17 protein-coding genes are annotated in these 24,993 nt (G+C 66.3%); 11 read left to right on the forward strand and 6 right to left on the reverse strand.

All coding sequences use genetic code 11. The features are described from left to right. Position 1: 1 nt before the first annotated feature. The 3 genes from doeA to HLH34_RS02950 form a co-directional block, all read right to left on the reverse strand. Entirely contained in the window at positions 2–1,183 is a 1,182-nt protein-coding gene (doeA, locus tag HLH34_RS02940; RefSeq protein WP_183118113.1) for an ectoine hydrolase DoeA, read from the reverse strand. Positions 1,184–1,266: 83 nt separating this feature from the next. Next, positions 1,267–3,615 carry a TonB-dependent receptor domain-containing protein gene (locus HLH34_RS02945; RefSeq protein WP_240161625.1) on the reverse strand — a complete coding sequence of 783 codons (2,349 nt, stop codon included), beginning with the start codon at positions 3,613–3,615 and terminating at the stop codon, positions 1,267–1,269. 355 nt (positions 3,616–3,970) lie between these two features. Continuing rightward, complete coding sequence (locus HLH34_RS02950; RefSeq protein WP_183118114.1) at positions 3,971–4,456, reverse strand: Lrp/AsnC family transcriptional regulator; 486 nt, start codon at positions 4,454–4,456, stop codon at positions 3,971–3,973. A gap of 171 nt (positions 4,457–4,627) precedes the next feature. Between HLH34_RS02950 and HLH34_RS02955 the strand changes: the two genes are divergently transcribed. Genes HLH34_RS02955 through eutC form a run of 4 tightly spaced genes read left to right on the forward strand, consistent with a single transcriptional unit; the run spans position 4,628 to position 9,509 of the window. Next, entirely contained in the window at positions 4,628–6,106 is a 1,479-nt protein-coding gene (locus HLH34_RS02955) for an NAD-dependent succinate-semialdehyde dehydrogenase (RefSeq protein WP_183118115.1), read from the forward strand. A 12-nt stretch (positions 6,107–6,118) separates the two neighbouring features. Continuing rightward, positions 6,119–7,507 carry an aminotransferase gene (locus HLH34_RS02960; RefSeq protein WP_183118116.1) on the forward strand — a complete coding sequence of 463 codons (1,389 nt, stop codon included), beginning with the start codon at positions 6,119–6,121 and terminating at the stop codon, positions 7,505–7,507. A gap of 35 nt (positions 7,508–7,542) precedes the next feature. After that, the gene (gene eutB / locus HLH34_RS02965) at positions 7,543–8,550 is read left to right on the forward strand and encodes a hydroxyectoine utilization dehydratase EutB (RefSeq protein WP_183118117.1); all 1,008 of its coding nucleotides are present in this window, start codon (positions 7,543–7,545) and stop codon (positions 8,548–8,550) included. After that, positions 8,547–9,509, forward strand: a complete 963-nt coding sequence (gene eutC / locus HLH34_RS02970; RefSeq protein ID WP_183118118.1) for an ectoine utilization protein EutC — start codon at positions 8,547–8,549, stop codon at positions 9,507–9,509. The genes eutB and eutC overlap by 4 nt, the downstream gene beginning before the upstream one ends. Positions 9,510–9,548: 39 nt before the next feature. On the opposite strand, the gene HLH34_RS02975 is transcribed toward eutC, so the two are convergent. Both HLH34_RS02975 and HLH34_RS02980 read right to left on the reverse strand, forming a co-directional pair. Next, positions 9,549–10,367, reverse strand: a complete 819-nt coding sequence (locus HLH34_RS02975) for a siderophore-interacting protein (protein ID WP_183118119.1) — start codon at positions 10,365–10,367, stop codon at positions 9,549–9,551. A gap of 35 nt (positions 10,368–10,402) precedes the next feature. After that, complete coding sequence (locus tag HLH34_RS02980) at positions 10,403–11,032, reverse strand: PadR family transcriptional regulator (RefSeq protein WP_183118120.1); 630 nt, start codon at positions 11,030–11,032, stop codon at positions 10,403–10,405. Between the two features lie 266 nt (positions 11,033–11,298). On the opposite strand from HLH34_RS02980, the gene HLH34_RS02985 reads away from it, so the two are divergent. From HLH34_RS02985 to HLH34_RS03015, 7 genes are all read left to right on the forward strand, one after another. Continuing rightward, entirely contained in the window at positions 11,299–12,375 is a 1,077-nt protein-coding gene (locus HLH34_RS02985) for a glycosyl hydrolase family 8 (protein WP_183118121.1), read from the forward strand. 301 nt (positions 12,376–12,676) lie between these two features. Beyond that, positions 12,677–13,219 (forward strand): hypothetical protein, encoded by a 543-nt coding sequence (locus HLH34_RS02990; RefSeq protein WP_183118122.1) that lies wholly within the window; start codon positions 12,677–12,679, stop codon positions 13,217–13,219. A 73-nt stretch (positions 13,220–13,292) separates the two neighbouring features. After that, entirely contained in the window at positions 13,293–14,048 is a 756-nt protein-coding gene (gene bcsQ / locus HLH34_RS02995; protein ID WP_183118123.1) for a cellulose biosynthesis protein BcsQ, read from the forward strand. Then, positions 14,045–18,784: a UDP-forming cellulose synthase catalytic subunit gene (gene bcsA / locus HLH34_RS03000; RefSeq protein ID WP_183118124.1), complete on the forward strand. Its 4,740-nt coding sequence runs from the start codon at positions 14,045–14,047 to the stop codon at positions 18,782–18,784. Before bcsQ ends, bcsA begins: the two co-directional genes overlap by 4 nt. After that, the gene (locus HLH34_RS03005) at positions 18,781–22,419 is read left to right on the forward strand and encodes a cellulose synthase subunit BcsC-related outer membrane protein (RefSeq protein WP_183118125.1); all 3,639 of its coding nucleotides are present in this window, start codon (positions 18,781–18,783) and stop codon (positions 22,417–22,419) included. The genes bcsA and HLH34_RS03005 overlap by 4 nt, the downstream gene beginning before the upstream one ends. Position 22,420: 1 nt before the next feature. Next, positions 22,421–22,852 carry a cellulose biosynthesis protein BcsD gene (gene bcsD / locus HLH34_RS03010; RefSeq protein ID WP_183118126.1) on the forward strand — a complete coding sequence of 144 codons (432 nt, stop codon included), beginning with the start codon at positions 22,421–22,423 and terminating at the stop codon, positions 22,850–22,852. A gap of 32 nt (positions 22,853–22,884) precedes the next feature. Then, positions 22,885–23,532: an SGNH/GDSL hydrolase family protein gene (locus HLH34_RS03015; RefSeq protein WP_183118127.1), complete on the forward strand. Its 648-nt coding sequence runs from the start codon at positions 22,885–22,887 to the stop codon at positions 23,530–23,532. On the opposite strand, the gene HLH34_RS03020 is transcribed toward HLH34_RS03015, so the two are convergent. Next, entirely contained in the window at positions 23,504–24,916 is a 1,413-nt protein-coding gene (locus tag HLH34_RS03020; RefSeq protein ID WP_183118128.1) for an aminotransferase-like domain-containing protein, read from the reverse strand. The genes HLH34_RS03015 and HLH34_RS03020 overlap by 29 nt on opposite strands. Between the last annotated feature and the right edge of the window lie 77 nt (positions 24,917–24,993).

Below are 24,993 nucleotides of genomic sequence, written 5' to 3' on the forward strand. Positions count from 1 at the left end.
ATCAGTTCTTGATGAAAAGCTTGCGGGGGACGTCGGCCAGGCATTCATGGCCGGTATCGGTGATCAGGATACTTTCGGTCGTCTCGAACCCCATCGTGTCCAGCCACAGGCCGGTCATGAAATGGAAGGTCATGCCCGGGCGCAGCTCGGTCCGGTCGCCGGGGCGCAGGCTCATGGTCCGCTCGCCCCAGTCGGGGGGATAGGACAGGCCGATCGGATAGCCCGTCCGGTTGTCCTTGGTGATGCCGTATCGTTTGAGGACGCGGAAGAAGGCGTTCGCGATATTTTCGCAGGTGTTGCCCGGCCGTGCGGCGGCAAGTCCTTCTTCCATGCCCTCCAGCGTCGCTTTCTCGGCGTCGAGAAAGGCCTGCGTCGGCTTGCCCAGAAAGACCGTGCGTGACAACGGGCAGTGATAACGGCGATAGCATCCCGCGATTTCGAAGAATGTTCCCTCGCCGTCGCGCATCGGACGGTCGTCCCAGGTCAGGTGCGGCGCCGATGCGTCTTCCCCCGACGGCAGCAGCGGAACGATGGCCGGATAATCGCCACCATGGCCGCCGGCGCCGCGCAGGCCGGAATCATAGATTTCGGCCACCAGGTCGCATTTGCGCATCCCGGGTTCGATCTTTTCGAAGATGCGCTGATGCATGGCCTCCACGATCCGGGCCGCACGGCGCATATACTCGATTTCCTGCGGGCTCTTGATCGCGCGCTGCCAGTTGACCAGCGCGGTGGCGTCGACGAAGCCGGCATTGGGCAGGCCGGCCTGCAGGGCCGCGTAGGCGGCGGCGGAAAACCAGTAATTGTCCATCTCGACGCCGATGGTCAGCTTGCCCCAGCCACGCTGCGCCAGGATTGTGGACAGGTAGCCCATCGGGTGTCGTTCGGTGGACTGGACGTAGATGTCGGGATAGCCGAGGATCGCGTCCTCACCGATCCATGCCGTACGGCGCGCGCCGTTCGCATCCTGCCCCCGGCCGAACCACAAGGGTGGCCCGTCGGGGGGAACGATGACGCATTGATGGACATAGAACGACCAGCCGTCATAGCCCGTCAGCCATGCCATGTTGGACGGATCGCTGACGATCAGAAGATCGATGCCGCGCGCGGCCATTGCGGTGCGCGTCTTGTGCAGCCGCGCCGCATATTCGCCGAGGGTGAAATTCAGTCTGCTCTCATCCATGGCCTGTCTTCCCGTAGTGTCCTGCCAGCGTATCAATCGTGTCGCCTCCGCGAGGCATGTCAACCAGGCGGAGACGCGTGGGATCAGAATCGTGCGCGGATCGTCCCGAAGAACTGCCGTGGCGCGCCGATCATGAAGGACTGGTAATCCCCCATGAACGGGTTTCCGTTCTCACCCATCGTGCTGATGTAAGAAGCGTTGAAAAGATTATAGACATTGAATTCAAGCGACAGATTCTGGAAAATTCCGTGCTTGCCGAACTGGTATTTGGCGCCCAGGTTCGCGACCCAGTACCCGGGGACCGAGGTGTCGTTCATATAGCTGAAATAACGACGGCCGATATAGTTGACGTCGAAATGGGCGGATGCCGGGCCGTAGGTGTAATCGGCGCTCGCCTTGTACATGAAGCTCGGGTAGTTCACCACGTTCTTGCCGGCGAGGTCGTAGGTTACGCCGCCCGTGGTGATATTCGATCCGTATGTAGAGTGGTTGTAGCTGACGCTGTTGTAGATCGAAAGATTGCGGATCGGGCGGATCGTCAGGCCGGCATCGACGCCGTTCATCGTGACGGATCCCACATCCACCATGGTCGAAACCGGATTGATGATCGACGCCGAGGCCAGGGATTGCAGACGATTCGAGAAGTCGACACGGTAAAGATTGAGCGATGCACTGATCAGTTGCGAATTGTAACGATATCCCAGTTCATACGCCCAGTCGGATTCGGGCTTGATGGTCTTCTGCAGTTGCTGGAACGTCGCCTGGTTGGTCACACCCCAGGCCTGTCCCATCTGATAGCCGCCCTGGGCGTAGGAACGCCGGTTTTCCGAGATGTCGAAATACAGTTCATGTCCGGGCAGGAATTCCCAGTTTGCGCTGATATGCGGCAGGAAGGCCGCCGCGGTCGTCAGCGATCCGGACGGCAGGACGGCCTGGCCGGTATAGGCCGCGTCGTTGTAGGTGGCGCCCCCACGGGTCGTCACCAGCATCGACCGGAAGCCGGCATGCAGCGACAGGTTGGGCAGGATATGATAGGTGTCCTGGAGGTGGTACTGGAAGGTGTTCGTGTTGTACGTGGTGCCCCACAATTCGCCGATCGGGTTCCTGAAGCTGCTGAGCGACAGCGGGTTCAGTGGCGCACCCTGACCCAGAAGCGGCTCCTCATACGCGAAATAATTCATGGAATACTGGTTGTTTTCATACCAGATTCCGGATTCGATCGTGTTGTGTGCGATGTCGTAGGTCAGGCCGGTCGTGAAACCGTAACGGGCCAGCGATCCTTCATGTTCCTGATATCGCAGCGGCGCGCCGTTCGGCGAGGACGCAAACGGACTGGCATATCCGCCCCATCCCAGGTTGGAATGGCCGTAGATCGTCGAATCCCAGGTCAGGCGATTGGTCAGGGCGATATGGGCGTTGAGGCCGCCCAGGTAATCGCGCGTGATGGCGCTTGAATCGTAGAACATCGCATCCAGCGGATCGTTCGTCAGTTGCTGGCCGTTCTGGTAGGTTCCCTGGGCCGCCAGATAGGCGCCCCGATAGTCCGGAAAGAAATTGTCCAGGCGCGGTCCCAGCGTATGAAGATAGTTCAGCGACAGGTCCTGGTAGCTGAGATACTGCTGGTCATCCCAATCGAAGAAGGCGGAAATGCGGCTGTTGTCGCCCAGGGGCTGCACCAGCTTGGCGTTGACCTTCTGGTCGAACAGCGGCCCATGTCCCTTCCATTTGTCGCTGTCGCTGCGTGCGTAGGACACATAGAATTTTGTGCCCGACGGCGTCAGCTTGCCGCTGTTCGCCCGGATGAAGGTACGAAACGCGTCGTTGCTGCCGAATGTCTGGCTGACGTCGAACTGGCGCCGGTCGGTCGGATCCATCGAAAAGAACTGGATGGCGCCGCCCAGATTGTTCGTGCTGGGCGTATCGACCGAGCCCGCGCCCTGCGAGACGCTCATGCGACCGATATTGTCGGGAATGATGGCCGCGTTGATGCCCAGGCCATTGTAATTTCGGTATGTCAGTTCGCCCAGAGGAATACCGTCCAGCGTGAAGCCGAGTTGGTTCTGATAGAAGCCCCGGACATAGAGCTGGGTCCCCCAGCTGTCCTGTCCCATCGGGTCTGCGGCGGTCAGCAGGACGCCGGGCTGCTGGGCGATGACCTTCAGCGGGTTGGTTCCGGGAACGAATTTTGCGATCTCCGCCGCGGTGACGACCTGCTCCGGCCCGTGGGAGACGTGGCGCCCGACGATACCGACCTCCTCGTCCGAGGCTTTCGCCAGGGCGGAGCGACGCGACGCGGGGGAAGCGGCGTGGACCAACCGGTGAGGCGTGCCGGCCGCGTGGACGACAGGGCCGGCCGCCCGTCCTTCCAGGCTCCATGCCGAGACGAACAGGGTGGTGCAGATCATGTGGTAGGCCAGGCCCCCTCGTTTCATGGGCGATATCCTTCTATCAGAAGCGTCAATAATGGGTGGGGCGTGCCGGGGGCGCGCGCGGCTCGCCGCGCGGCGCGCATCACACGGAATGGGCGAAGTTGCGCAGGCCGTTACTTTGTCTGTCTGGTCGACGACATGAGGATCTAACCGTGAATGATGGCTCTGTATCGGCCGTTTGCGACTTCGACGGCTGTCCACTCCCGGAGTGTTGCGAGCACGTCATCATAACGAAATCAGAATAACGGCGAGGAAGCGCAGGAAATAACTATTATATGTCAATTTAATAATTAAATTATGCGCGTATGGCGGAGATTGCGCATGAAATATGTGACATTGGGGGGTGATGCAACCGTTCCTACACGGGCTGCTCCTGGTCGGGCAGGACGATCGGCATGGCGAAGCCGGCCTTGACGCGGTCCATCACGACAAGGGTCTTGAACCCCTTGATGTCAGGATTTTCGTAGAAGAAACGGCGGGTGAACTGTTCGTAATCCTCCATGTCGCAGGCGGTGACATAGAGGACGAAATCGGTTTCGCCTGTTACGTAAAATCCACTGACGACTTCCGGCGTATTGCGGATTGCCTTCTTGAATCGGTCGACGATGTCCGAGCGCTCGCGCTCCAGCGTGACCAGTACCATCATCTGGATCGGGCGCCCCACCGCGCGGGCCGAGACGATCGAGACATCCGATTCGATGATACCGGTGCTGCGCAGCCGCTTCAGGCGCCGCTGGCATGCGGTGGCCGACAGTCCGACCATGTCGCCGATGACCTCGGACGTCAGGCGATTGTTCTTCTGCACGATTTCCAGGATGCGTGCATCGATATGATCATATTGCATGATTCTGTCCTTATGGCGCAGGAATTATGTGAGGTTGAAGATAAAATAGAGGAAAATCACCGACGTATTGATTCATAAAGACGAAAAACGGATAGGCTTCGCCACTATGATCATTCTGTTGGCGATCCGGCAAGGGCCGGGACGTCGTTTCGACAGGGCACGGAGGTCTGGGTGATCGGTCTTGCGCGAGAGCGTCTGCGACATGTCGGAAGGCATGATTTCATCGCGGGGGCGTCCTATATCGACGGAATCTGGAAAGACGGCATGCGCCGGGCCGAACTCTGCGATCCGGCGACCGGGGAAGTGATTGCGTCCGTCGGCCAATGCGACGTTTCCGACATGGCGCGCGCGATAGATGCGGCGGACGCCGCGTTCGGGGTGTGGCGCACGGTGCTTCCGGCGGTGCGGGGCGACCTGCTGCGCGGATGGGCTGCCCTGATACGTGAAAATATCGAAGATCTGGCAACGATCGTGACGTGCGAGCAGGGTAAGCCGCTCGCGGAATCCCGCGGCGAGATTATGTACGCCGCGGGGTTTGTCGACTGGTTCGCCGCCGAGGGCGAGCGAGCGTACGGCGAGACGATTCCCTCTCACAAGGTGGCCAGCCAGTTGAGCGTGCGCCTGCAGCCCGTCGGCATCGTAGCCGTGGTGACGCCGTGGAATTTTCCCAGCGCCATGATCACGCGCAAGGCGGCGGCTGCCCTGGCGGCGGGATGCCCGGTGATCGTGAAGCCGGCGTGCGAAACGCCATTGTCGGCTCTGGCGCTGGCGCGACTGGCGCAGCAGGCCGGATTGCCGGCCGGGCTGTTTCAGGTGGTCTGCGGCGCGCCCGCGCCGCTGGTCGGGCAGCTTGTGGACGATACGCGTGTGCGCGCGCTGTCCTTCACGGGTTCCACCGCGATCGGCCGTCTGCTGCTGGAAGGGGCGGCGCGGACGGTCAAGCGGGTGTCGATGGAACTGGGCGGGCATGCGCCATTCATCGTTTTTGACGATTCGGACGTGGATTTCGCGGTCCGGGGGGGTATGGCGGCCAAATTCGCGACGTCGGGCCAGGATTGTCTGGCTGCGAACAGGATCTATGTCCAGCGCGGTGTTTACGACGCGTTCGTCACGGGCATGGGCCGCGCAGTCGCCGCCCTGCGTGTTGGTCATGGCCTGACCGAAGGAACGGACATCGGGCCGATGACAACCCGGTCGGTGGTTGAAAAATGCCTGGGCCAGATCGACGACGCGACAAGGCGGGGCGCGCGCCTGATCGTCGGCGATCAGGCCGCGCGTCCCACCCCGCGCTTCGTCATGCCGACGCTGCTGGCGGACGTGACGGACGACATGCTGATTGCGCGTGAAGAAACGTTCGGACCGGTGGCGGCGATCCTGCCCTTCGACACGGAGGACGAGGTCATTGCCCGCGCAAATCGGAGCGAAAGCGGGCTTGCGGCTTATGTCTATACGGACGGACTGCGGCGCGCGACACGCGTGTCCGATCGTCTGGAATACGGAATGGTTGGCGTCAACACGGCATCCTTCACAGGATCGCCTATTCCGTTCGGTGGCTGGAAACAGTCGGGCCTGGGGCGCGAGGGATCCCGTCATGGCCTGACCGAATTCCTGGAACCCAAATATGTCTGCCTCGGCGATCTGGCAGCGTAAGCGAGAGAGAACATGACAGATATTGCGAACATCTCGACCCTTGACCGTGCAAGCGTGCTGCACCCGTTTACCCAGCTCAAGGATTTCGCATCCGGCAAGGCAGGCGATCCGACCATCGTCACCGGCGGCAAAGGCGTGCGGATCCAGGACGCGACCGGGCGGGAACTGATCGACGGGTTTGCCGGCCTGTACTGCGTCAATATCGGCTATGGCCGCACCGAGGTCGCCGACGCTATTTCGCGGCAGGCGCACCAGCTGGCCTATTATCATACCTATGCCGCCCACACGACCGATGAACTGGCGATTCTGGCCGACCGGCTGGTCCGCATGGCTCCTGGCAAGGCCAGCAAGGTCTTTTTCGGGATGTCTGGCTCCGATGCCAACGAGACCCAGGCGAAACTGGTCTGGTACTATAACAACCTGCGCGGGCTGCCGAAGAAGAAGAAGATCATTTCCCGCCAGCGCGGCTATCATGGCTGCTCGGTCTTCTCGGGCTCGCTGACGGGCATGAGTTTCTATCACGACCACATGGACCTGCCGTACGGCGGCGTCCTGCATACCGGATCGCCGCATTATTACTGGAATGCCGAGACGGGCGAGGATGAAGAAGCCTTTTCCCGTCGTCGCGCGGCCGAACTGAACGCCCTGATCGAGCGCGAGGGGCCGGAGACGGTGGGCGCCTTCATTGCCGAACCGGTTCTGGGTACCGGTGGCATCACTCCGCCACCCGCCGGCTACTGGCGCGAGATCCAGGCCGTCCTGCGTCGCCATGACGTTCTGCTGATCGCCGACGAGGTGATTTGCGGTTTCGGGCGGACGGGCGCGCCGTTCGGGTCCCATCTTTACGGGATGGAACCCGACCTGGTGACGGTGGCCAAGGGGTTGACGTCGGGCTACGTTCCGCTGTCAGGCGCGATCGTCAGCGAAAAGGTATTCAAGGTGATGGAGGACGGTGCCGACCGCGTGGGATCGTTCTCACATGGCTATACCTATTCCGGCCATCCCATCGCAGCCGCGGCGGCGAACGCTGTTCTGGATATCTGCGAAAAGGAAAACCTGACCGAACACGCCCGAACGACCGGCGCCTATCTGCAACGGCAGATGGCGGCTGCGTTTTCGCAGCTCGATATCGTGGGCGAGGTTCGGGGCGTGGGCATGATGAGTGCCCTGGAATTCGTGGCCGACCGGAGCACGAAGGCCCGCTTCGACCCGTCGCTGAAGGTGGCGGCGCGGATTTCGCAGGCCGCGCGCGATCGCGGGCTGATCGCCCGGGCCATGCCGCATGGCGACATCCTGGGCTTTGCGCCGCCGCTGGTGATGACCGAAGCCGAGGTCGACGACATGATCGCGATCGCGTCCGCCGCCGTCCGGCAGGTGATGGACGAGCTGGCGCGCGGCTGACAATGGGCCCGGTGATGGGGAAAGGAGTGAAGGCGATGCATCATCCCGCGCTTATCGACGTAATCGCGGCGTGTGCGCGCCTGCGTGGCCACGTGGTCCGGACCCCATTGCCGCCGTCGCCCACGTTGCACAAATCGTGCGGGCACGAGGTTCTGCTGAAGCTCGAAAGCCGCCAGACGACGGGCAGCTTCAAGCTGCGCGGCGCCACGAACGCGGTTCTGATGCTGGACCCTGGCGCCGCCACGCGCGGGGTTATCGCCGCCTCGACCGGCAATCATGCCCGGGCACTGGCGTATGCCGCGCGTGCACAGGGCCTGCGCTGCGTCGTCTGCATGTCGGAACTGGTGCCGGCGAACAAGGTGGATGCGGTGCGGGCGCTGGGGGCTGACGTGCGGATCGTCGGGCAGTCGCAGGACGATGCACAGCACGAGGTCGACCGTCTGGTGGTCCAGGACGGACTGTCACCCGTGCCGCCCTTCGACGATGCGCGGGTGATCGCCGGGCAGGGCACGATCGCGGTCGAAATCCTCGAGGCCCGGCCCGATACGGCGACACTGGTCGTGCCGCTGTCGGGCGGTGGTCTTGCCGGTGGGATCGCGATGGCGGCGAAGGCGTTGCAGCCGTCGATTCGCGTGGTCGGGGTCAGCATGACGCGCGGTGCGGCAATGCATGCCAGCCTGGCGGCCGGCGGGCCCGTCGAGGTACGCGAACTGCCGACCCTGGCGGATTCTCTGGGCGGGGGGATCGGCCTGGCCAACCGCCATACATTCGAGCTGGTCCGCGCAGGCCTGGACGAGGTCGTACTGCTGTCCGAAGCAGAAATCGCCGATGGCATCCGGCACGCGTACCTGCACGAGCAGGAAATCGTCGAGGGGGCGGGTGCCGTCGGCATTGCCGCCGTCCTGGCTGGCCGGGTCCGGTCGGCCGGCCCGATTGCGATCGTGGTCTCGGGCCGGAATATCGACATGACCCGGCATCTGCGGATCGTCACCGATGAAACGTCCAGGGACGAATATCCCGGGGCGGATGGAATCCTGTCATGAAAATCCTGAAGGAAGCCGATCTGCGTCATCTGATGGCGCTGGATCTGGACGTTGTGAACACGATCGAGGGGGCGTTCCTTGCGCTGGCCACGCTGCCGGTCGCCATGCCCGACATCCTGCGCCTGGATATAGCTGACCGGGGTGAGGTGGATGTGAAGACCGCCTATGTCCCCGGCATCGAGAGTTTCGCGATCAAGATCAGCCCCGGTTTCTTCGGTAATCCGGCGCTGGGCCTGCCCAGTCTCAATGGCTTGATGGTGCTGTTGAGCGCCCGCACGGGTCTGACCGAGGCCCTGTTGCTGGATAACGGATACCTGACCGACCTGCGTACCGCCGCGGCCGGCGGTGTGGCGGCACGGTGGTTGTCCCGGCCGGACTCCCGTATTGCCGCCATTTATGGCGCAGGCGTGCAGGCCCGCCTGCAGCTTCAGGCCCTGACCCTGGTCCGCCCGATCGAGTGCGCGCGGATCTGGGCGCGGCGTCCCGAACAGGCGCAGGAGACTGCCGCATGGTGCGCGACGCGGTTTGGCATTCCGGTCGTCGCCGTCGACGATCCGGCTGTGGCGGCGGAGGGGGCGGATATTCTGGTCACCACGACGCCGGCCACCCAGCCGGTGCTGCGGCGCGACTGGCTGCAGCCCGGCCAGCATGTGACGGCGATGGGGTCGGACGCCGAGCACAAGAACGAACTTGATCCGCGCATCGTCGCGGATGCCGCCCCCTATGTCGCGGATACTCTCGCGCAGACCCGGCGTCTGGGGGAATTGCGCCGCGCGCTGGCGGACGGCCTGGTGCCTGCCGATCGGCCCCTGCATGAACTGGGCGCCATCATTGCGGGACACCAGCCGGGGCGTGTGGAGGCTGGGGCGATCACGGTCGCTGACCTGACCGGCACGGGCATCCAGGACACCGCCATCGCCACCCTGGCCTATCGCCGCGCCGTCACCGCAGGCCCCTGAGGGACGATGGAACCGGGCGAATATCAGGCGCCGCCCGGATCAGGTATTTTCCGCCTGGGGGTCCTCGATCCGGGCGCCGCCGTTTGAGGCGCCCCGCCGCCAATATCCCGCCGCACGAATCTGGCGGCGGTCCAGGGCCTCGTCGGCCATCAGGTAGGCCCGCAGGCGGCGGGCGGTCTCGATCTCGGCCCCGATCCAGACATGGACGTCGCGCGTGGGTAGGGATACCCCGCGCAGCGCGTCGTCCATTACTCGTGACAGGCCGGCGGGGGTGCCGTTGCGATGCAGCCAGACGATGGTGGCGTCGGCCGCGCTGGGCAGGCGGCGCTCCTCCTGGCTGTCGGCCACCTCGATCAGGGCGGTGACGCGGGTGCCGGGCGGCAGTTCTTCCAGCCGCCGCGCGATGGCGGGCAGGGCGGTTTCGTCGCCGATCAGCAGATAAGATGCGTAATCGTCGGGAATCAGGACCGACCCGCGCGGGCCGCCGACGCCCAGCCATTGCCCCGGCCGGGCCTGCGCCGCCCAGGATGTCGCCGGGCCGTCGCCGTGCAGGACGAATTCGATGCTCAGTTCGCCCGTCGTGGGGTCGAAACGCCGGGGCGTATAATCGCGGCTGATGGGCGGCGGCCCGTCGTCCGCGCCGCCCGCACCGGGCAGGATGGGCTGGTCCGACCCGGCCGGGGGGAAGAACAGTTTCACATGATCGTCCGCCGCCGCGCTGGTGAAGCCAGCCAGGGCCGTGCCGGTGAAGATGATGCGGCGCATGCGCGGCGACAATTGCTCGACGCGCGCGACCTGGACGGGGCGCAGATGCAGGGGGTGGCGCACGCGCACCGGCGTGCGAAAGAGAAGGTTCATGGCGGGCGGCCTTTGCCAGGGCGGGACGGGAGGGATCAGCCGGCGCCGCCGGCGATCTCGGTGGCGGCGCGGGCCAGGATCTGCGCGATGCGGCGGGCCTCGTCAGGCGAGCAGCCGCGCTTGCGCATCAGGGCACGTTTCAGGGTGTGGCGGGCCTGATGCAGTTCGTCGGCGGCCTGGGGGTCGTCCGCGTCGACGCCCGCGAACGCCTCGCGCACCTCGGCCATGCGGCCGCCGATCCGTGCCAGCGTATCGAGGATGGCATCGGCCTGCGCGCGGTAGGCCTCCAGGTGGGCACGCCCAGCCTCGGTCAGGGTGTAGAGCTTGCGGTTGCCGTCCTGCGTCACGGCGGCGTAGCCGATCTCGTCCAGGTAGGTCAGGGCCGGATAGATCATGCCGGGGCTGGGCGTATAGAAGCCGCCGGACCGTTCCTCCAGCAGGCGGATCATCTCGTAGCCATGGGCGGGACGTTCCGCCAGCAGGGCCAGAAGAACCAGTTGGAGGTCTTCCGAGCCGAGCTTGCGTCCGGTGGGGAAATCGCCGCCGCCGAATCCTCGGCCGAAGCTGTCGCCGAAGCCGCGGCCGAAACCGTGGCGTCCGCCGCGGCGGCCGATGGCGTGCAGGATGGAATGAAAGCGATGGGGGGGGATATGATCTCTAAACATGTCTTACGATATACATATCGAAAGATATAATTCAAGATAAATCTAACGACTGAAATCCGAGCTGTCCCCTTGGCGTCCGGCGCGGCGGCTGGGATGATCGGTGGCCGATTTTGGCCGGCGGCGCCGATTGAGGTAATGCTGACGCCGACATGGCGTGCGATCCTGGGGGCAAGGGAGCGCCGTGACCGTCTCACGGGACGGTCCGCCACGGCGCCCGGCGTTTTTTCGGGGCTTCGGCCCCGGACATGAGGGATAACAGAGGTCCGATGACAGCGTTTCTGGCCCGGCGTCACGTTCTGGCAGCGGTAGCGGGGGGAGCGATGGCGACCCTGCCGCCCGGGGGCCGCGCCGCGCGCGCCGCCGGCATCGATGACTGGAATTTCTACCGGCGGCACTTCGTTTCGGCCGACGGGCGGGTGATCGATAACGGCAACGGCAATGTCTCCCATACCGAGGGGCAGGGATATGGCATGCTGTTCGCGCAGGCGTTCGACGATCGTGAAACGTTCGACAGCCTGTTTCACTGGACGGAAAGGACGTTGCGTCGCCGGGACGATGCGCTGCACGCCTGGCATTACCTGCCCGATGCGCCGAACCATGTGCCGGAAAGCGAGAACGCGACGGACGGCGACCTGCTGATCGCGCTGGCCCTGACCCTGGCCGGCGACCGCTGGGGACGGCAGGACCTGACCGATGCCGCCTGTGCGATCTATGCCGCGTTGCGGCAGAAAGTCGTGGTTCAGGTGGGGGCCTACAGCGTGCTGCTGCCGGGCCTGTACGGGTTTACCTTCCCCACCCATGTCGTGTTGAACCCGTCTTATTACATTATGCCGTCCTTGCTGGCGGGGGCGCTGCTGGACGATGCCGGCGTGTGGATGCGGGTGGTGCGCGACGGGCGGCGCCTGCTGCATCAGGGGCGATTCGGGCGGTGGAACCTGCCGCCGGATTGGCTGTCGCTGCCCAGGGTCGGCGGCGTGCCGGGAATCGCGCAGCCATGGCCGCCCCGTTTTTCCTACGATGCCATCCGCGTGCCGCTGTACCTGCAATGGGCGGGGATGCTGGACGCGCCGATGCGGGCATCGCTGCGGCGATATTGGGGGGCATGGGGCAGCACGGCCGGCCTGCCGGCCTGGGTCGATCTGAAGACCGGCGAACACGCGCCCTATGGCGCCCCGCCCGGCTTCCACGCGCTGGGCGTCACCTGCGGCCTGGCGGACCCGTCGGACTTTCCGGCGATGGAGGCGAACACCAACTATTATTCCGCCTCGCTGACATTGCTGTCGCGGCTGGTGCAGGACGGGCTGGCCGCCGGCGTCATGCGCGCGGCGGCGTCAGGGGGATGATCGACGTGCGAAACGGCCACCGATTACCGATCTCCGGCTCTTGCAGTCGGCTGGTTAGACGTTGAAAAAAAATTTGCTATCCGTTTACCTTGGTCCCGGATCATCTTAACTTGGCCCTGGATCTTCATGGATTGCTAAGCAGCTTTAATGCGGCGAGGATGAAGATATCCGGGTGATATCGGGACGGGTGGCGCCGGCCGGTCAATCCGTGAAGAAGGGCTGGTGTCCAGCCTGATGCGGCTATAGCGGTTGTCGGGTCGTGATGCCGGTTCTCGATAGATGGTGTTTCAGGGGTGCCTCTATGGCAAACGATACCGACGCCGATTTCCCGTTGTTGAATGCCGCGTTGCCGTCGTCGGCGCCGAGCGGCATGAACGATGCCGGTGGCACAGACGTCTCGGGCTTGCGGGTTGCGGTGGGCGAGCCGCTGTTTCCCTATCGCGCCTTCGACAATCTCGACCGGATTTACCCCAAATCCCTTGCGTCGTCGGCCGTGCCCGCTGACCCTTCGCCTGTGCTGGCGGGGTTGGGCGGCATCGAGCCGCCGCCCGCGCCGGGCGATGGCGGCGGGTTGTCGGGCCTGGCCGCCGCGGCGGCCCCGGGGTCTTCCTTCCCGGCGTCGGCTCCTTCCGATGCGGCGCATGGTCCTGGTGGCCTTGCCGGCCTGCCCTCCGGCGTCGTGCCCCCGGCCCCGGCGGCCCCGCCCCCGACGGCGGAGCGTGCGTCCGTCCGATCGTCCGATCTCGCGCGCGGCACCACCCTGGTGGAGATGTTCGCGGTCCTGCGCCGGGCGACCCCGCCTGCCGGGCCGTCGGATACCAGCCTTCGGGATATTTTCCGCTGATCGCGCCGGTACTGTCCTACCATCGCGGCATGGGGCCTGGGACAATGACGGACGCGGCGGCGAAGGGTCCTCGATGCCGTTGATCTGTTGCGTCTCTCCCAAGGGTGGCGTGGGCAAGAGTACGATGGCGGCGAATCTGGCAGCGGGGCTGGCGCTGGACCCGATGCTGCGCGTCGTCGCCGTCGATCTGGACCCCCAGAACATGCTGCGTCTGCACCTCGGCGTGTCGCTGCATCACGGGCGGGGCTTCACCCATGTGCTGGATCAGCCCCATTTATGGCATCAGGTGGGGCAGCGCACGGTCGACGGGGTGACGGTGCTGCCGTACGGCACGATGGACATGGGGGCATCGGTGAACATATCGGCCCGGCTGGAACAGGCCCCCGCCCTGCTGGCCGAGCCGCTGCGGATTCTGGCCGCCGATCCCGCGGCGATGGTGGTTGTCGACACCGAACCCGGCCCATCGACCGCCTTGCGGGCGATCCTGCCGCATGTGGATGTGCTGCTGACGGTGCTGGCGGCCGATGCGGCCTCGGCTGCCCTGTTCCCGGATATCGAATCCGGACGGGCGTACGGCCATGGGCTGTCGGCGGCGCAGTATTTCGTCATCAACCAGTTCGATCCCATGACGCGCCTGGGGCCGCGCATCGCCCGCGGCCTGGCCGCCCAGATGGGGCCGCGCCTGCTGGGGATGGTGCATCGCGACGAATACGTGCCCGAGGCGCTGGCGGCGCAGCAGAGTGTCGCCGCCTATGCCCCGCGCGCGCAGGCCAGTCACGACATCGCCGACATCTGCCGGAAACTGCTGATGGCGCTGGGGCGGCGATGATGGCGAAGGCGACGACGCGCCGGCCCTCCGGCCTTCCCGGCAGCCGCCTGGCGGCCTGGCTGAGCCGCCCCTTCGCTCGCCTGTCCGAGGGGCGGCACGGGCCGAAATTCCTGGCGGCCTGCGGGCTGCTGGGGTCGGCGACGGCGCTGATGGCGTCGCTGGCGCTGCTGTCCGACGACCAGCAACTGGTGGTGGCGGTGGCGGGCATCGTGCTGTTCTTCGTCGTCGACCGCCGGGAGGGCGGCGAGGCGACCCTGTTCCTCAAGATCCTGTCGCTGGTCGTGTCGTTCCGCTATGTCGCCTGGCGCCTGACCGAGACGGTGGAATGGCGATCCGCGCCGCAGGCGTTTCTGAGCACCGGCCTGCTGCTGGCCGAGGGCTACGCCCTGATGATGCTGGTGCTGAGTTATTTCCAGACGCTGCATCCGCTGGAGCGCAAGCCGGTGCCTCTGCCCGACGACGTGTCGGCCTGGCCCAGCGTGGATGTCTATGTCCCGACCTATAACGAGGATCTGGATATCGTGCGCGGAACGGTGCTGGCGTGCATGAGCATGGACTGGCCCGCCGACCGGCTGAACGTCTATATCCTCGACGACGGCCATCGCGACGAATTCCTGGAATTCGCGCAGGCGTGCGGCGCGGGCTATATTTCGCGTCCCAACAATGCCCACGCCAAGGCGGGCAACCTGAACCATGCCCTGGCGATCACCCGGGGCGAGTACATCGCCATCTTCGATTGCGATCATATTCCGACCCGCGCCTTCCTGCAGACCACGATGGGCTGGTTCCTGGTCGATCCCGGCGTGGGGCTGGTGCAGACGCCGCATCATTTCTATTCCTCCGACCCGTTCCAGCGGAACCTGTCGGAAGGGCGCAACGTCCCGCCCGAAAGCAACGTATTCTACGGTCTGGTCCAGGACGGCAGCGACTTCTGGAACGCTTCCTTCTTCTGCGGTTCGTGCGCGGTGCTGCGGCGTCGGGCGCTGGACCAGGTGGGCGGGATCGCCACCGAGACCGTGACCGAAGACAGCCACACCGCGCTGAAGATGCAGCGCCTGGGGTGGTCCACCGCCTATCTGCGGATGCCGCTGGCGGCCGGGTTGGCAACCGAGCGGCTGATCCTGCATATCGGCCAGCGCATCCGCTGGGCGCGCGGCATGATCCAGATCCTGCGCGTGGACAACCCGCTGCTGGGACGCGGCCTGACAGTGCCGCAGCGGCTGTGCTACTTCTCGGCCATGGCCGGGTTCCTGTTCGCCATCCCGCGGCTGGTGTTCCTGAGCGCGCCGGTGTCGTACCTGCTGTTCAACCAGACCCTGATCGCGGCCTCGCCCCTTGCGCTGCTGGCCTATGCCGTGCCCCATTTCTTTCACTGCATCGCCACCTCGTCGCGCGTGCAGAGGAACTGGCGCTATTCGTTCTGGAGCGAGATCTACGAGACCGTGCTGGCGCTGTTTCTGGTGCGGATCACGATCGTGACCCTGCTGATGCCCCGGCTGGGGAAATTCAACGTGACGGACAAGGGCGGCATCCTCGATCGTTCGTATACCGACTGGCGGGCAATCTATCCCAACATCGTTTTCCTGGGCGTGCTGGCCAGCGGGGCCGGCTGGGGGCTGTGGCGCCTGCTGGCGCAGCACAACGACCGGCTGACCATCAATGCGCTGTGGACGAATCTGGCCTGGATCAGCGTCAGCATGCTGATCGTGCTGGTGGCCATCACCGTGGGGCACGAAACACGGCAGGTCCGGCGCGACGCGCGGATCAACGCCACGCTGCCGGTGACCCTGCGTACCGCTGACGGCCGCCTGTGCCGGGGCACGACCATCGACGTGTCGCGCGGCGGATGCCGCGTGCAACTGGACCTGGCGGAGGGCGAGACCTTCGTTGCCGGCGGCACGGTGCATATGTTGCTGGAACCGTACGACCCGCCGGTCAGTGCCCGCGCGCTGGCCCTGCGTGACGGCGTGGTGAACCTGCAATGGACTCCGGCCACTATCCAGGATGAGGCTCGTTTGATTCGTTTCGTATTCGGTCGCGCCGATGCATGGGTCTCGTGGGGGGACTATCCGCCCGATCGTCCGCTGCGCAGCCTGTGGATGATCGTCGCCAGCCTGCGCAGCCTGGCGATTCGCGGCGACCGTCCGGCCAGCGCCAGCCGCGACGCCCATGCGACCAGGGCCGCGCGCCGCGCACGGCAGAGCGTCAGCGGCGATCGCCGCCGCCCCGTCACGGTGGAACCCCGCAAGACCGGCGCCCCCCTGATGCTGGCCGGAATGGTGGCGCTGTCGTCCGCGCTGCTGTTCCCGGGCGTGGTGCGGGCGGAGACAAGCCAGGCCGCCGCCCCGATGCTCGCGCCGGCCGATCCAGCGGCGCCGCTGCCCGCGCCGGTCCCATCGGGACTGCCCCCCTCCACCGGTGCGCCGGTCGGGGGAGATGACGCCGTGCTGTTGCCCGATCGTGCCGGCCCGCCGCAGGGCGGCGACGCCGTGCCGTCCGCGCCGCCGGGTGGCCTGTCCGCGGACGCACCGGCCAGCGATTTGCCTGGCACCTCCACCCGCACGCGCACGCTGCGTGAGTTCGGTACCGCGCAATCCCTGCGGATGACGCCCTTCGCGGCCATCCAGGGCGTGAATTTCGGCATTCCCGGCAGCCAGGTCGTCACCGCCGCGCGCCTGACCCTGACCGGCGCGATATCACCGGCCCTGCTGCCGTCGGCCAGCAGCGTGACCGTCCGGGTGAACGACCAGTATATCGGCACAATTTCCGCCGATCGCGACCATCCGACCTTCGGGCCGATGACGTTCCAGATCAATCCGGTGTTCTTCCTCGGGCGGAACACCATCAATTTCACCTTCGCCGGACAGGAGGACGCGGTCGGAACGGGGGGGCAGGGATGCAGCAACCCGTACAGCGGCATGTTGTGGGCCGAGGTGTCGGGCCAGTCGACGCTGACGCTGACCACCGCCCCCCTGCCGCCCCGGCGGATCCTGTCGCAATTGCCGGCCCCCTTCCTCGACCCCACGGTCGCCGAACCCGCGGTGGTGCCATTCGTGCTGCCTGCGGGGGCGGAGGCCGCGACGTTGAAGCCGGCGGCGGTCGTGGCGTCGTGGTTCGGCCGGCTGGCGGATTTCCACCGGGTCGGCTTCCCGGTGTCCGAGACCGCGCCGGCTGCGGGCAATGCGGTAGCCGTGGGCGTACTGTCGCGCCTGCCGGCCGCAATCACGAAGGGGGTGGCGGTCAACGGGCCGACATTGGCGGAAATCGCCAATCCGAACGATCCATTCGGCACCATCCTGCTGGTGACCGGCCGCACCCCGGACGAGGTGGCCGCCGCCGCCCGCACCCTGGTGTTCATGCCCGAATCCCTGGCCAGCGCGTCCAGCCAGACGGTCGTGCCCGTCAGCGTGCCGGCGCGTCGGCCCTATGATGCCCCGGCCTTCATTCCGACCGACCGGGTGGTCCGCTTCGGGGAGCTGGTCAGCATCGGCACGCTTCAGGGCTATGGCTACGTGCCCGGCACGCTGGCGGTGCCGTTCCGCATTTCACCGGACCTGTATACCTGGCGTGGCCGACCCTTCATTGCCGATTTCCGTATCCATACCCCGCTGGCCAGCAATTTCGACCGGCAGCAATCGCGGGTGGATGTCAGCCTGAACGGGCTGTACCTGCATAGTTATGCCTGGCGTCCGTCACAGAAACTGCCGGGTTGGATCGCGCAATATCTGCCGCTCGATTCGGCGTTGGAGGCCGACCGGCTGTCGCTGCCCTCATGGGGCGTCTACGGCCAGAACGAATTGCAGTTCTATTTCGATGGCCGCCCGATGGTCCGGCGGGATTGCAGCGTGGCGGCACAGGACATGGCCGTCAGCATCGATCCGGAATCGACCCTCGATTTCCGTCGCGCCCATCATTTCACCACCCTGCCCAACCTCGCCTATTTCGCGAACAGCGGCTTTCCGTTCACGCGCATGGCGGATCTGTCGGACACGGTCGTCGTCCTGCCGGACCAGCCCGGGCCGGCGGTGGCGACGGCGTTCCTGGACCTGATGGGGGTGCTGGGCTCCTATACCTGGTTTCCGGCGGAACGGGTGACGATCGAGGGCGCCAGCAGGATCGGCGCCGTCGCCGACCGCGATCTGCTGGTCATGGGCATGGTGCAGAACAGCGGCCCGATCGCCACGCTGCTGGACCAGACCCCTTACCGGATCGAGAACGGACGCCTGCGCGTGGCCGAGCGCAGTATCCTGAACGGCATCCGCTATGCCTTTGCCGACGGGGCCGCGGACGCATTGCGGACGGTAACGGTGAATGGCTCGCTGGGGCTGGAATCGGGCGGCGCGCTGATCGGCGCGCGCTCGCCGTTCGCGGTGCATCGGTCGATGGTGATGATGCTGGCGGGTACACCGCAGGGGCTGGACGAACTGGTCCATGCCCTGCAGGTTCCCACGCGGCAGCGCGGCATTCAGGGTGATCTGACGGTCATCAACGGCGACAAGATCGTGGCCTCGCGCAACGGGCCGACCTACACGGTCGGAACGCTGCCCTGGTGGCTGTGGTTCGACTGGTTCCTGCGTGGCCATCCGGTTCGCGTGACGGCATTTGCAGCACTGGGCGCCCTGGTCGCCGGCCTGGCGCTGCACAAGGAGATGTCGCGGCGGGCGGCGCGGCGCAAGGCCTATGTCGACCCGCGTGACGCGCCTGGCCCCGGCAACGGGGATGGACGCGCGCGGTGACGAGGGCGCTGGCCGGAACCGGAATCGGATTGCTGCTGCTGGGTGCGTCACCGCTGGCGCTGTCGCCCGGCGCCCGTGCCCAGGTTGCGGGCCCGGTCGCCGATCAGGCGGGCGCCGCGCCGAACCCGAATACCGGGCTGGTCGCGATCCTGGTCGAACGGGCGCGCTATTGGTACGATCACGGCCAGATGGACCACGCACAGCAGGCGCTGGCGCAGGCGCGGCAGATCGCGCCGGGCGATACGCGGGTCCTGGCGCTGTCGGGCGAATGGGCGTTGCATGCTGGCGACCTGGAGGGTGCGCGCAAGGTGGCGCGGTCTCTGACCGCCATCGCGCCCACGGCGCCCGAGACCCTGCGGCTGAACCAGGTGCTGCAGGTGCAGTCCGTGCCGGATGCCAGCATCGCGCAGGTTCGCCAACTGGCGCGGGAGGGCCATACGGGCGCCGCCGCCGCCGGATACCGCAAGTTGTTTCCCGATGGGCCGCCGTCGCAATACGCGGTGGAATATTACGAAACCCTGGCCGGTGCGATAGGCTATCGCGAGGAGGGACGCGCGGGGCTGAAGAAACTGGTCCAGGCCGATCGCAACAACATGGCCGCGCAGATCGCCTATGCCCAGGTACTGACCTGGCGTGCGCAGACCCGGGCGGACGGCCTTGCGCGCCTGCAGCAGATGGCGGCGCTGCCGGACCTGCGTCCCCAGGACCGTGACGCGATCCGCCAGGCCTGGCGCGCCGCGCTGAACTGGTTGCAAGAAGCACCGGAAAGCGTACCGTATTTCGACGCCTGGCTGGCCTTGAACCCGGGCGATACCGATGTCCAGACCCTGCGGACCAAGGCGCAGGGGGCGCTGTCCGAACAGGCGGTTCTGGAGCGCACGCAGGGCTATCAGGCACTGGATGCCGGCGATATCGAAGGGGCCGGGGCGCATTTTGCCGCCGCGCTGACCCATGCGCCCAATGACGGCATTTCGCTGGGCGGGCTGGGGCTGGTCCGCGTGCGGCAGGGCCGGACGCAGGAGGCGCGCGACCTTCTGGAAAGGGCCGTGCAGGCCGACCCCGAGAACGCGTCCCAGTGGCGCACGGCCCTGAACGGGGCGAAGGTTGCGCAGGCGTATTCCCAGGTCCGAACCTTGCAGGAGCGGGGGCATCTGGACGAGGCGCTGCGTCTGGCCGACGAGATGCTGGCGCTGGACCCGTCACAGACCGGGTTACTGGCGATGAAGGCGGATATCGCGCGCCAGCAGGGTCATCAGGCCGGCGCCGAGGATTTGTACCGGCAGGTCCTGCGCAAGGAGCCGAACAATCAGACCGCGTTGCAGGGCCTGTATCACCTTCTGGTGGGTTCGGGGCGGGAGCAGGAGGCGGCGCCGCTGATGGATCGCCTGCGCCGGCTCTCGCCGGCATTCGAGCGGCAGATGCAGGCAAGCGACCTGGTGGCGCGGGCCGAACGCACGACGAACCTGGATGAAAAGATCTCGCTGTTGCGGCAGGGGCTGGAGGCGCAGGGCAGCGATCCGTGGGTTCGGCTGCATCTGGCGCAGGCACTGGTGCAGGCCGGCAACCGCGACGAGGCCCGTGACGTGATGGCCCCGCTGCTGGCGGACGATCGGCACCCAAGTACCGCCGCATTGCAGGCCAGTATCTATTTCGCCAATCAGAACAATGACATGCGTACGGTGCGGCAGCTGCTGGCGCGCCTGCCGCGGGCGGGCATGACGGCCGATATCCGCCGTGTCGCCGATCGGGCGCAGGACCAGGAACTGGTCGAGAACGCGCCCGTCGATCTGCCGGAGGCCCGGCTGTATTACCTGCAGATCGCCCGCAAGGGGCATGACCCGGACGGCGCGCGGGGGCAGTTGATCGCCAATGCGATGATCGACCGGCACGATCCGGCCGGTGCGGCGCTGGTATTGCAGGTGTTTCTCGACACCGCGCCGTCGCCGTCGGTGTCGCAGCGCCTGGCCTATGCCGGGGCGTTCCTGCGCATGCAGCAACCGCAAAAGGTCCGCGACCTGCTGGGGAGCATCGGTGAGGCCAGGCTGGACGACCAGCAGGAGCAGATCCGTCGCGACCTGCAGACCGGCGTGGCCATCATGACGTCGGACCGTCTGAACGCGCAGGGCCGGCAGGCCGATGCCTACGATGTGCTGCAGCCCGCGCTGTCGGCCAGCCAGCCCAGCCCGGCGGCCCGCCTTGCGCTGGCGCGGCTGTACCAGTCCAGTTCCCGGCCCGGGATGGCGCTGTCGATCAGCAAGGCGGTGGTGGCGCACGACCCGACCGACCTGGACGCGCGCCTGTCGGTCGTGCGGCTGGCGCTGCAGACCGACGATCCGGACGAGGCCGACAACCAACTGCGCGAGATGACCGAACAGGCCCCGGCCGACCCGCGCACCTGGCTGGCCTCGGCCGCCATCCACAGGGCCGGCGGCAACTGGGTCGCCAGTCTGGATGATCTGTCGCGCGCCCGCGCGCTGCGCCGCCAGCAGATCGGCGCCGATCGGGCCGGGGATGGTGTCGAGGGACCGACCGACAACCCGTTCCGCGCGTCCGCACCGGGCGTGCATGCCGCCCAGCCGGGCGAGCAGGACCCCATCCTGGCCATCATCGACAACGACGTGACCAGCACGGCGCGGGAATTCGCCCCGTTCGTGGATGTCCGCCCGGTATTTCTGGGACGGTCCGGCGTCGGGTCGAGCAAGCTGACCGAAGGCGATTTGGCGATGACCGGTTCCTTTGCCGTCGGGTTGGGCCGCGTGTCGCTGGGCATCACGCCGACGGTCCTTGCGTCGGGCACCGACAGCACGGCCGATACCACGACGGGCAGCGCGGTCGGCGTCGCCACCGACGCCGCCTATGCGTGGAATTGGGTAAAAGCCGATGTCGGGTCGTCCCCGCTGGGTTTCCGTGTCGCGAATGTGCTGGGCGGGGTGGAACTGAGCCCGCAGGTGTCGAACCGGCTGCGCCTGCGGGTCACGGCCGAACGCCGCGCGGTGACCGACAGCATCCTGGCCTATGGCGGGATGCGCGATGCGTCGTCCGGCAAGAGCTGGGGCGGGGTCGTGCGCAATCGCGCCCATGGGCAGGTGGAATATGGCGACGAGATGATGTCGTTCTATGCCGGGGGCGGATTTTCCTACCTGCAGGGCAGCCGCACGCAGGATAATGAGGAATACGAGGCCGGAGCCGGGGGCAGCGTCTCGGTCTTCCATGACGCGGTGCATGAAGTGCATCTGGGCATTGACTTGGACTGGTTCAAATATAACAATAATCAGTACCTGTTCACTTTGGGTCATGGCGGATATTTCTCGCCGCAATCTTATTTCGCGCTTCTCGTGCCGGTGCGGTACGCGGGGCATCAGGGCAACTGGAACTGGCAGATCGGCGGATCGGCGGGTTACCAGTCCTATTCCCAGCGTGCGGCTCAGGCCGGTCTTACGACCGAGGAGGATCCGGCGTATCTGGCGCGCCCGCGGTCGGCGTCAGGTGTAGTGGGCAGCGTGGATGCGCTGCTGTCCTACCAGGTCACGCCGACGCTGCGCGTGGGCGGCAATTTCATCTACCAGAAAGCCGGGCCGTGGAGCGAGACGACGGCCGGCCTGTCCGTCCATTACGATTTCATGGGTATGCCCTGACATGTCTGCTGACCTGACGCTTTTCCTGCGTGAATTCGCCCGCTCGTTCGACGAACAGGCGGGCGCGCAGGCGCGGGACCGTTTCCTGCGGGCGGTCGGCGCGCGCATGGCCGAGCGACTGACGCTGCCGCCCTGTGCGACGATCGAGGCGATGGAGCACGAGATGAACGCCCTGCTGGCGCTGATCGGCTGGGGACAGGTCAGCCTGTCGCTGGACCGGGGGCGACACGTCCTGCAGATCCGCCATGCCGGCCTGCCCACGCTGGGCGGTCTGGGCGCCCCTGCGGGATACTGGCTGGCCGCATGCCTTGCAGGGGTGTACGAAACATGGATCGGCTGGCAGCCGGATGCGGCGGGCGGGTGCGCGATTACCTGGCGGCCGGACCAGCCGCGCGAGGGTAACGTGTTCATCATGGAATACGGAAGCGTCTGACGTTTCCAGTCTGGAAAAGGAATAAGGACGGAATGCACCCGTTACTGGTCGGTCTGACCGTACTGCTGATTGGCGATAGCCACATCACGTTCAAGAACTCGCTGCTGGCGACGCTGCCCGACGAACTGGCGCGGCAGGGGGCCAAGGTCGTCACCTACGGCCTGTGTTCGTCGAAGCCCGAGGATTGGGTGGATGAAAAGCCTGCGAATGCATGCGGCTACACGATGCGCGTCGGGGTTGAACCGATCAAGCTGTTCATGGGCAAGGACCAGGCCCCGCCGAACATGACGGCGCTGGTGGCCCAATGGCATCCCAACGCGGTGATCGCGGTGTTCGGCGACACGATCGCCGGATACGGGCAGAAGGCCCTGCCCCGCGAATGGATCGACGAGCAGGTGCGCGCCCTGGTGGGCCAGATCGGGTCCGCGAACTGCATCTGGGTGGGGCCGACCTGGGGGCAGTTCAACCCGCGTTACGGCAAGACCGACCAGCGTGCGACCGAAGCGGCGGCCTTCCTGAAGCAGGACGTGGCGCCCTGCCATTACATTGATTCGACCACCATGTTCCAGCCGGGCAAGGTCGAGACCGAGGACGGCGTCCATCTGACCGCCGAGTTTTACCATACCTGGGGCACCGACCTGTCGAAGGCGATCATTCCCCTGCTGGCGCAGAAGCAATAGCGGCATGGGCGGGCTTTGGGTCAGGTACCCCAGCCCGCCCCATATGGCGGCCAATGGTTTCCAGCGCCCGTGTCAGGTCGGGCAGCCGCGCGCGGCCCAGGCAGAGGCGGATGCCGGTCATGGGGGCGTCCGGCGCGACACTGACCACCCCGGGCGCGGTCACCGCGATGCCCTCGGCCGCGGCCGCTTCGGCCAGTCGTTCCGCATCGGGACGGGCCATCGGCAGCCAGACATGGAACCCGTCGTAACGCGGATAGGTCATGGCCGGGCCCAGCAGTGAGGCCGCCAGGTCGCGCCGCCGCGCGGCTTCCGTCCGGATGGCGGCACGCACTGCCAGCGCCGTGCCGTCCAGCATCCATTGCGCCATCACGGCATAGGACAGCGGCGCGATCATCAGCGACGTGGTCAGCAGCACGGATTCGGCCGCGTCCAGATGGGCGGGCGGCACCACCAGCGCCCCGATCCGCAGGCCGGGGCTGAGCGTCTTCGACAGGCTGTTGACATAGAATGTGCGCTCGGGCGCCAGCATGGCCAGCGGCGGCAGCGGCTGGGGATCGGCGTCGGGTTCGGTGCAGGCATAGACGTCGTCCTCGATGATCGCGACATCGTGGCGGCGGCACAGCGCCACGATGTCGCGGCGGCGGCCGGCGTCCATGGTGGCCGTCGTCGGATTATGCATCGTGGGCGTGACGTACAGCGCCATGGGTGCCTCCCGGCGGCCCGCCAGCACGCGGTCCAGGGCGTCGGGCCGCATGCCCTGTGCGTCCATTTCCACCCCCGCGACCGCACGGCCGGTCTGCCGCGCCAGGGTGAGCGCGCCGGGATAGGCGCAGGCTTCCGTCACGATGGTGCCTCCAGGCGGGCTGGCGACCGCCATCGCGACCGCCAGTGCCTGCTGCGCGCCGTTCGTCAGCAGCAGCCGGTCGGGGGCGGCATCCATCCCCAGCCCGGACAGCCAGCGCGCCATCATCCGGCGATGTTCGTCATGCCCGGCCACGGGGGGATAGATGTTGAACAGGTCCGGGTCGATGCTGCGCGAGATCCGCGCCAGCGTCCTGGCCAGCGCGCGTTCGCTGATCATCGCGGGCGGCATGTTCACCGACAGGTCGATCACCGGTCCCTGCCGGCCCGGCAGGGCGGCGACGAAGGTGCCGCGCCCCCGCACGCTGCGTACCAGGCCGCGCCGTTCCAGCATGCCGTACGCCTTCGTCACCGTGCCGACGCCGATGCCGATCCTCCAGGCCAGGTCGCGATGCGCCGGCAGGCGGGCGCCGGTCGGCAGCCGTGCGGACAGGATGTCGTCGGCCAGGGCCGTCGCCAGCCGTTCGGACGGCGCGGCCGGGCCGTCGGCCAGCCGGGGCTGCCAGGGGGATTGAAGGCGCATGATGCCGCGAACCCCAAAAGTGTCACGTCACACTATTTGGATATGTGACAAGTGTCACGTGACCTATCCTGCTCCGA

It is taken from the genome of Gluconacetobacter azotocaptans, assembly GCF_014174355.1.
Taxonomy (GTDB): Bacteria; Pseudomonadota; Alphaproteobacteria; order Acetobacterales; family Acetobacteraceae; genus Gluconacetobacter; species Gluconacetobacter azotocaptans.

What these genes read in the sequence shown, in the direction of transcription:
- HLH34_RS03015 (WP_183118127.1), top strand. Translation starts at nt 22,885, where the DNA reads ATGCACCCGTTACTGGTCGGTCTGACCGTACTGCTGATTGGCGATAGC.
- eutB (WP_183118117.1), top strand. Translation starts at nt 7,543, where the DNA reads ATGCATCATCCCGCGCTTATCGACGTAATCGCGGCGTGTGCGCGCCTG.
- doeA (WP_183118113.1), bottom strand. Translation starts at nt 1,183, where the DNA reads ATGGATGAGAGCAGACTGAATTTCACCCTCGGCGAATATGCGGCGCGG.
- HLH34_RS02950 (WP_183118114.1), bottom strand. Translation starts at nt 4,456, where the DNA reads ATGCAATATGATCATATCGATGCACGCATCCTGGAAATCGTGCAGAAG.
- bcsD (WP_183118126.1), top strand. Translation starts at nt 22,421, where the DNA reads ATGTCTGCTGACCTGACGCTTTTCCTGCGTGAATTCGCCCGCTCGTTC.
- eutC (WP_183118118.1), top strand. Translation starts at nt 8,547, where the DNA reads ATGAAAATCCTGAAGGAAGCCGATCTGCGTCATCTGATGGCGCTGGAT.
- HLH34_RS03020 (WP_183118128.1), bottom strand. Translation starts at nt 24,916, where the DNA reads ATGCGCCTTCAATCCCCCTGGCAGCCCCGGCTGGCCGACGGCCCGGCC.
- bcsQ (WP_183118123.1), top strand. Translation starts at nt 13,293, where the DNA reads ATGCCGTTGATCTGTTGCGTCTCTCCCAAGGGTGGCGTGGGCAAGAGT.
- HLH34_RS02985 (WP_183118121.1), top strand. Translation starts at nt 11,299, where the DNA reads ATGACAGCGTTTCTGGCCCGGCGTCACGTTCTGGCAGCGGTAGCGGGG.
- bcsA (WP_183118124.1), top strand. Translation starts at nt 14,045, where the DNA reads ATGATGGCGAAGGCGACGACGCGCCGGCCCTCCGGCCTTCCCGGCAGC.
- HLH34_RS02975 (WP_183118119.1), bottom strand. Translation starts at nt 10,367, where the DNA reads ATGAACCTTCTCTTTCGCACGCCGGTGCGCGTGCGCCACCCCCTGCAT.
- HLH34_RS02960 (WP_183118116.1), top strand. Translation starts at nt 6,119, where the DNA reads ATGACAGATATTGCGAACATCTCGACCCTTGACCGTGCAAGCGTGCTG.
- HLH34_RS02990 (WP_183118122.1), top strand. Translation starts at nt 12,677, where the DNA reads ATGGCAAACGATACCGACGCCGATTTCCCGTTGTTGAATGCCGCGTTG.
- HLH34_RS02945 (WP_240161625.1), bottom strand. Translation starts at nt 3,615, where the DNA reads ATGAAACGAGGGGGCCTGGCCTACCACATGATCTGCACCACCCTGTTC.
- HLH34_RS02980 (WP_183118120.1), bottom strand. Translation starts at nt 11,032, where the DNA reads ATGTTTAGAGATCATATCCCCCCCCATCGCTTTCATTCCATCCTGCAC.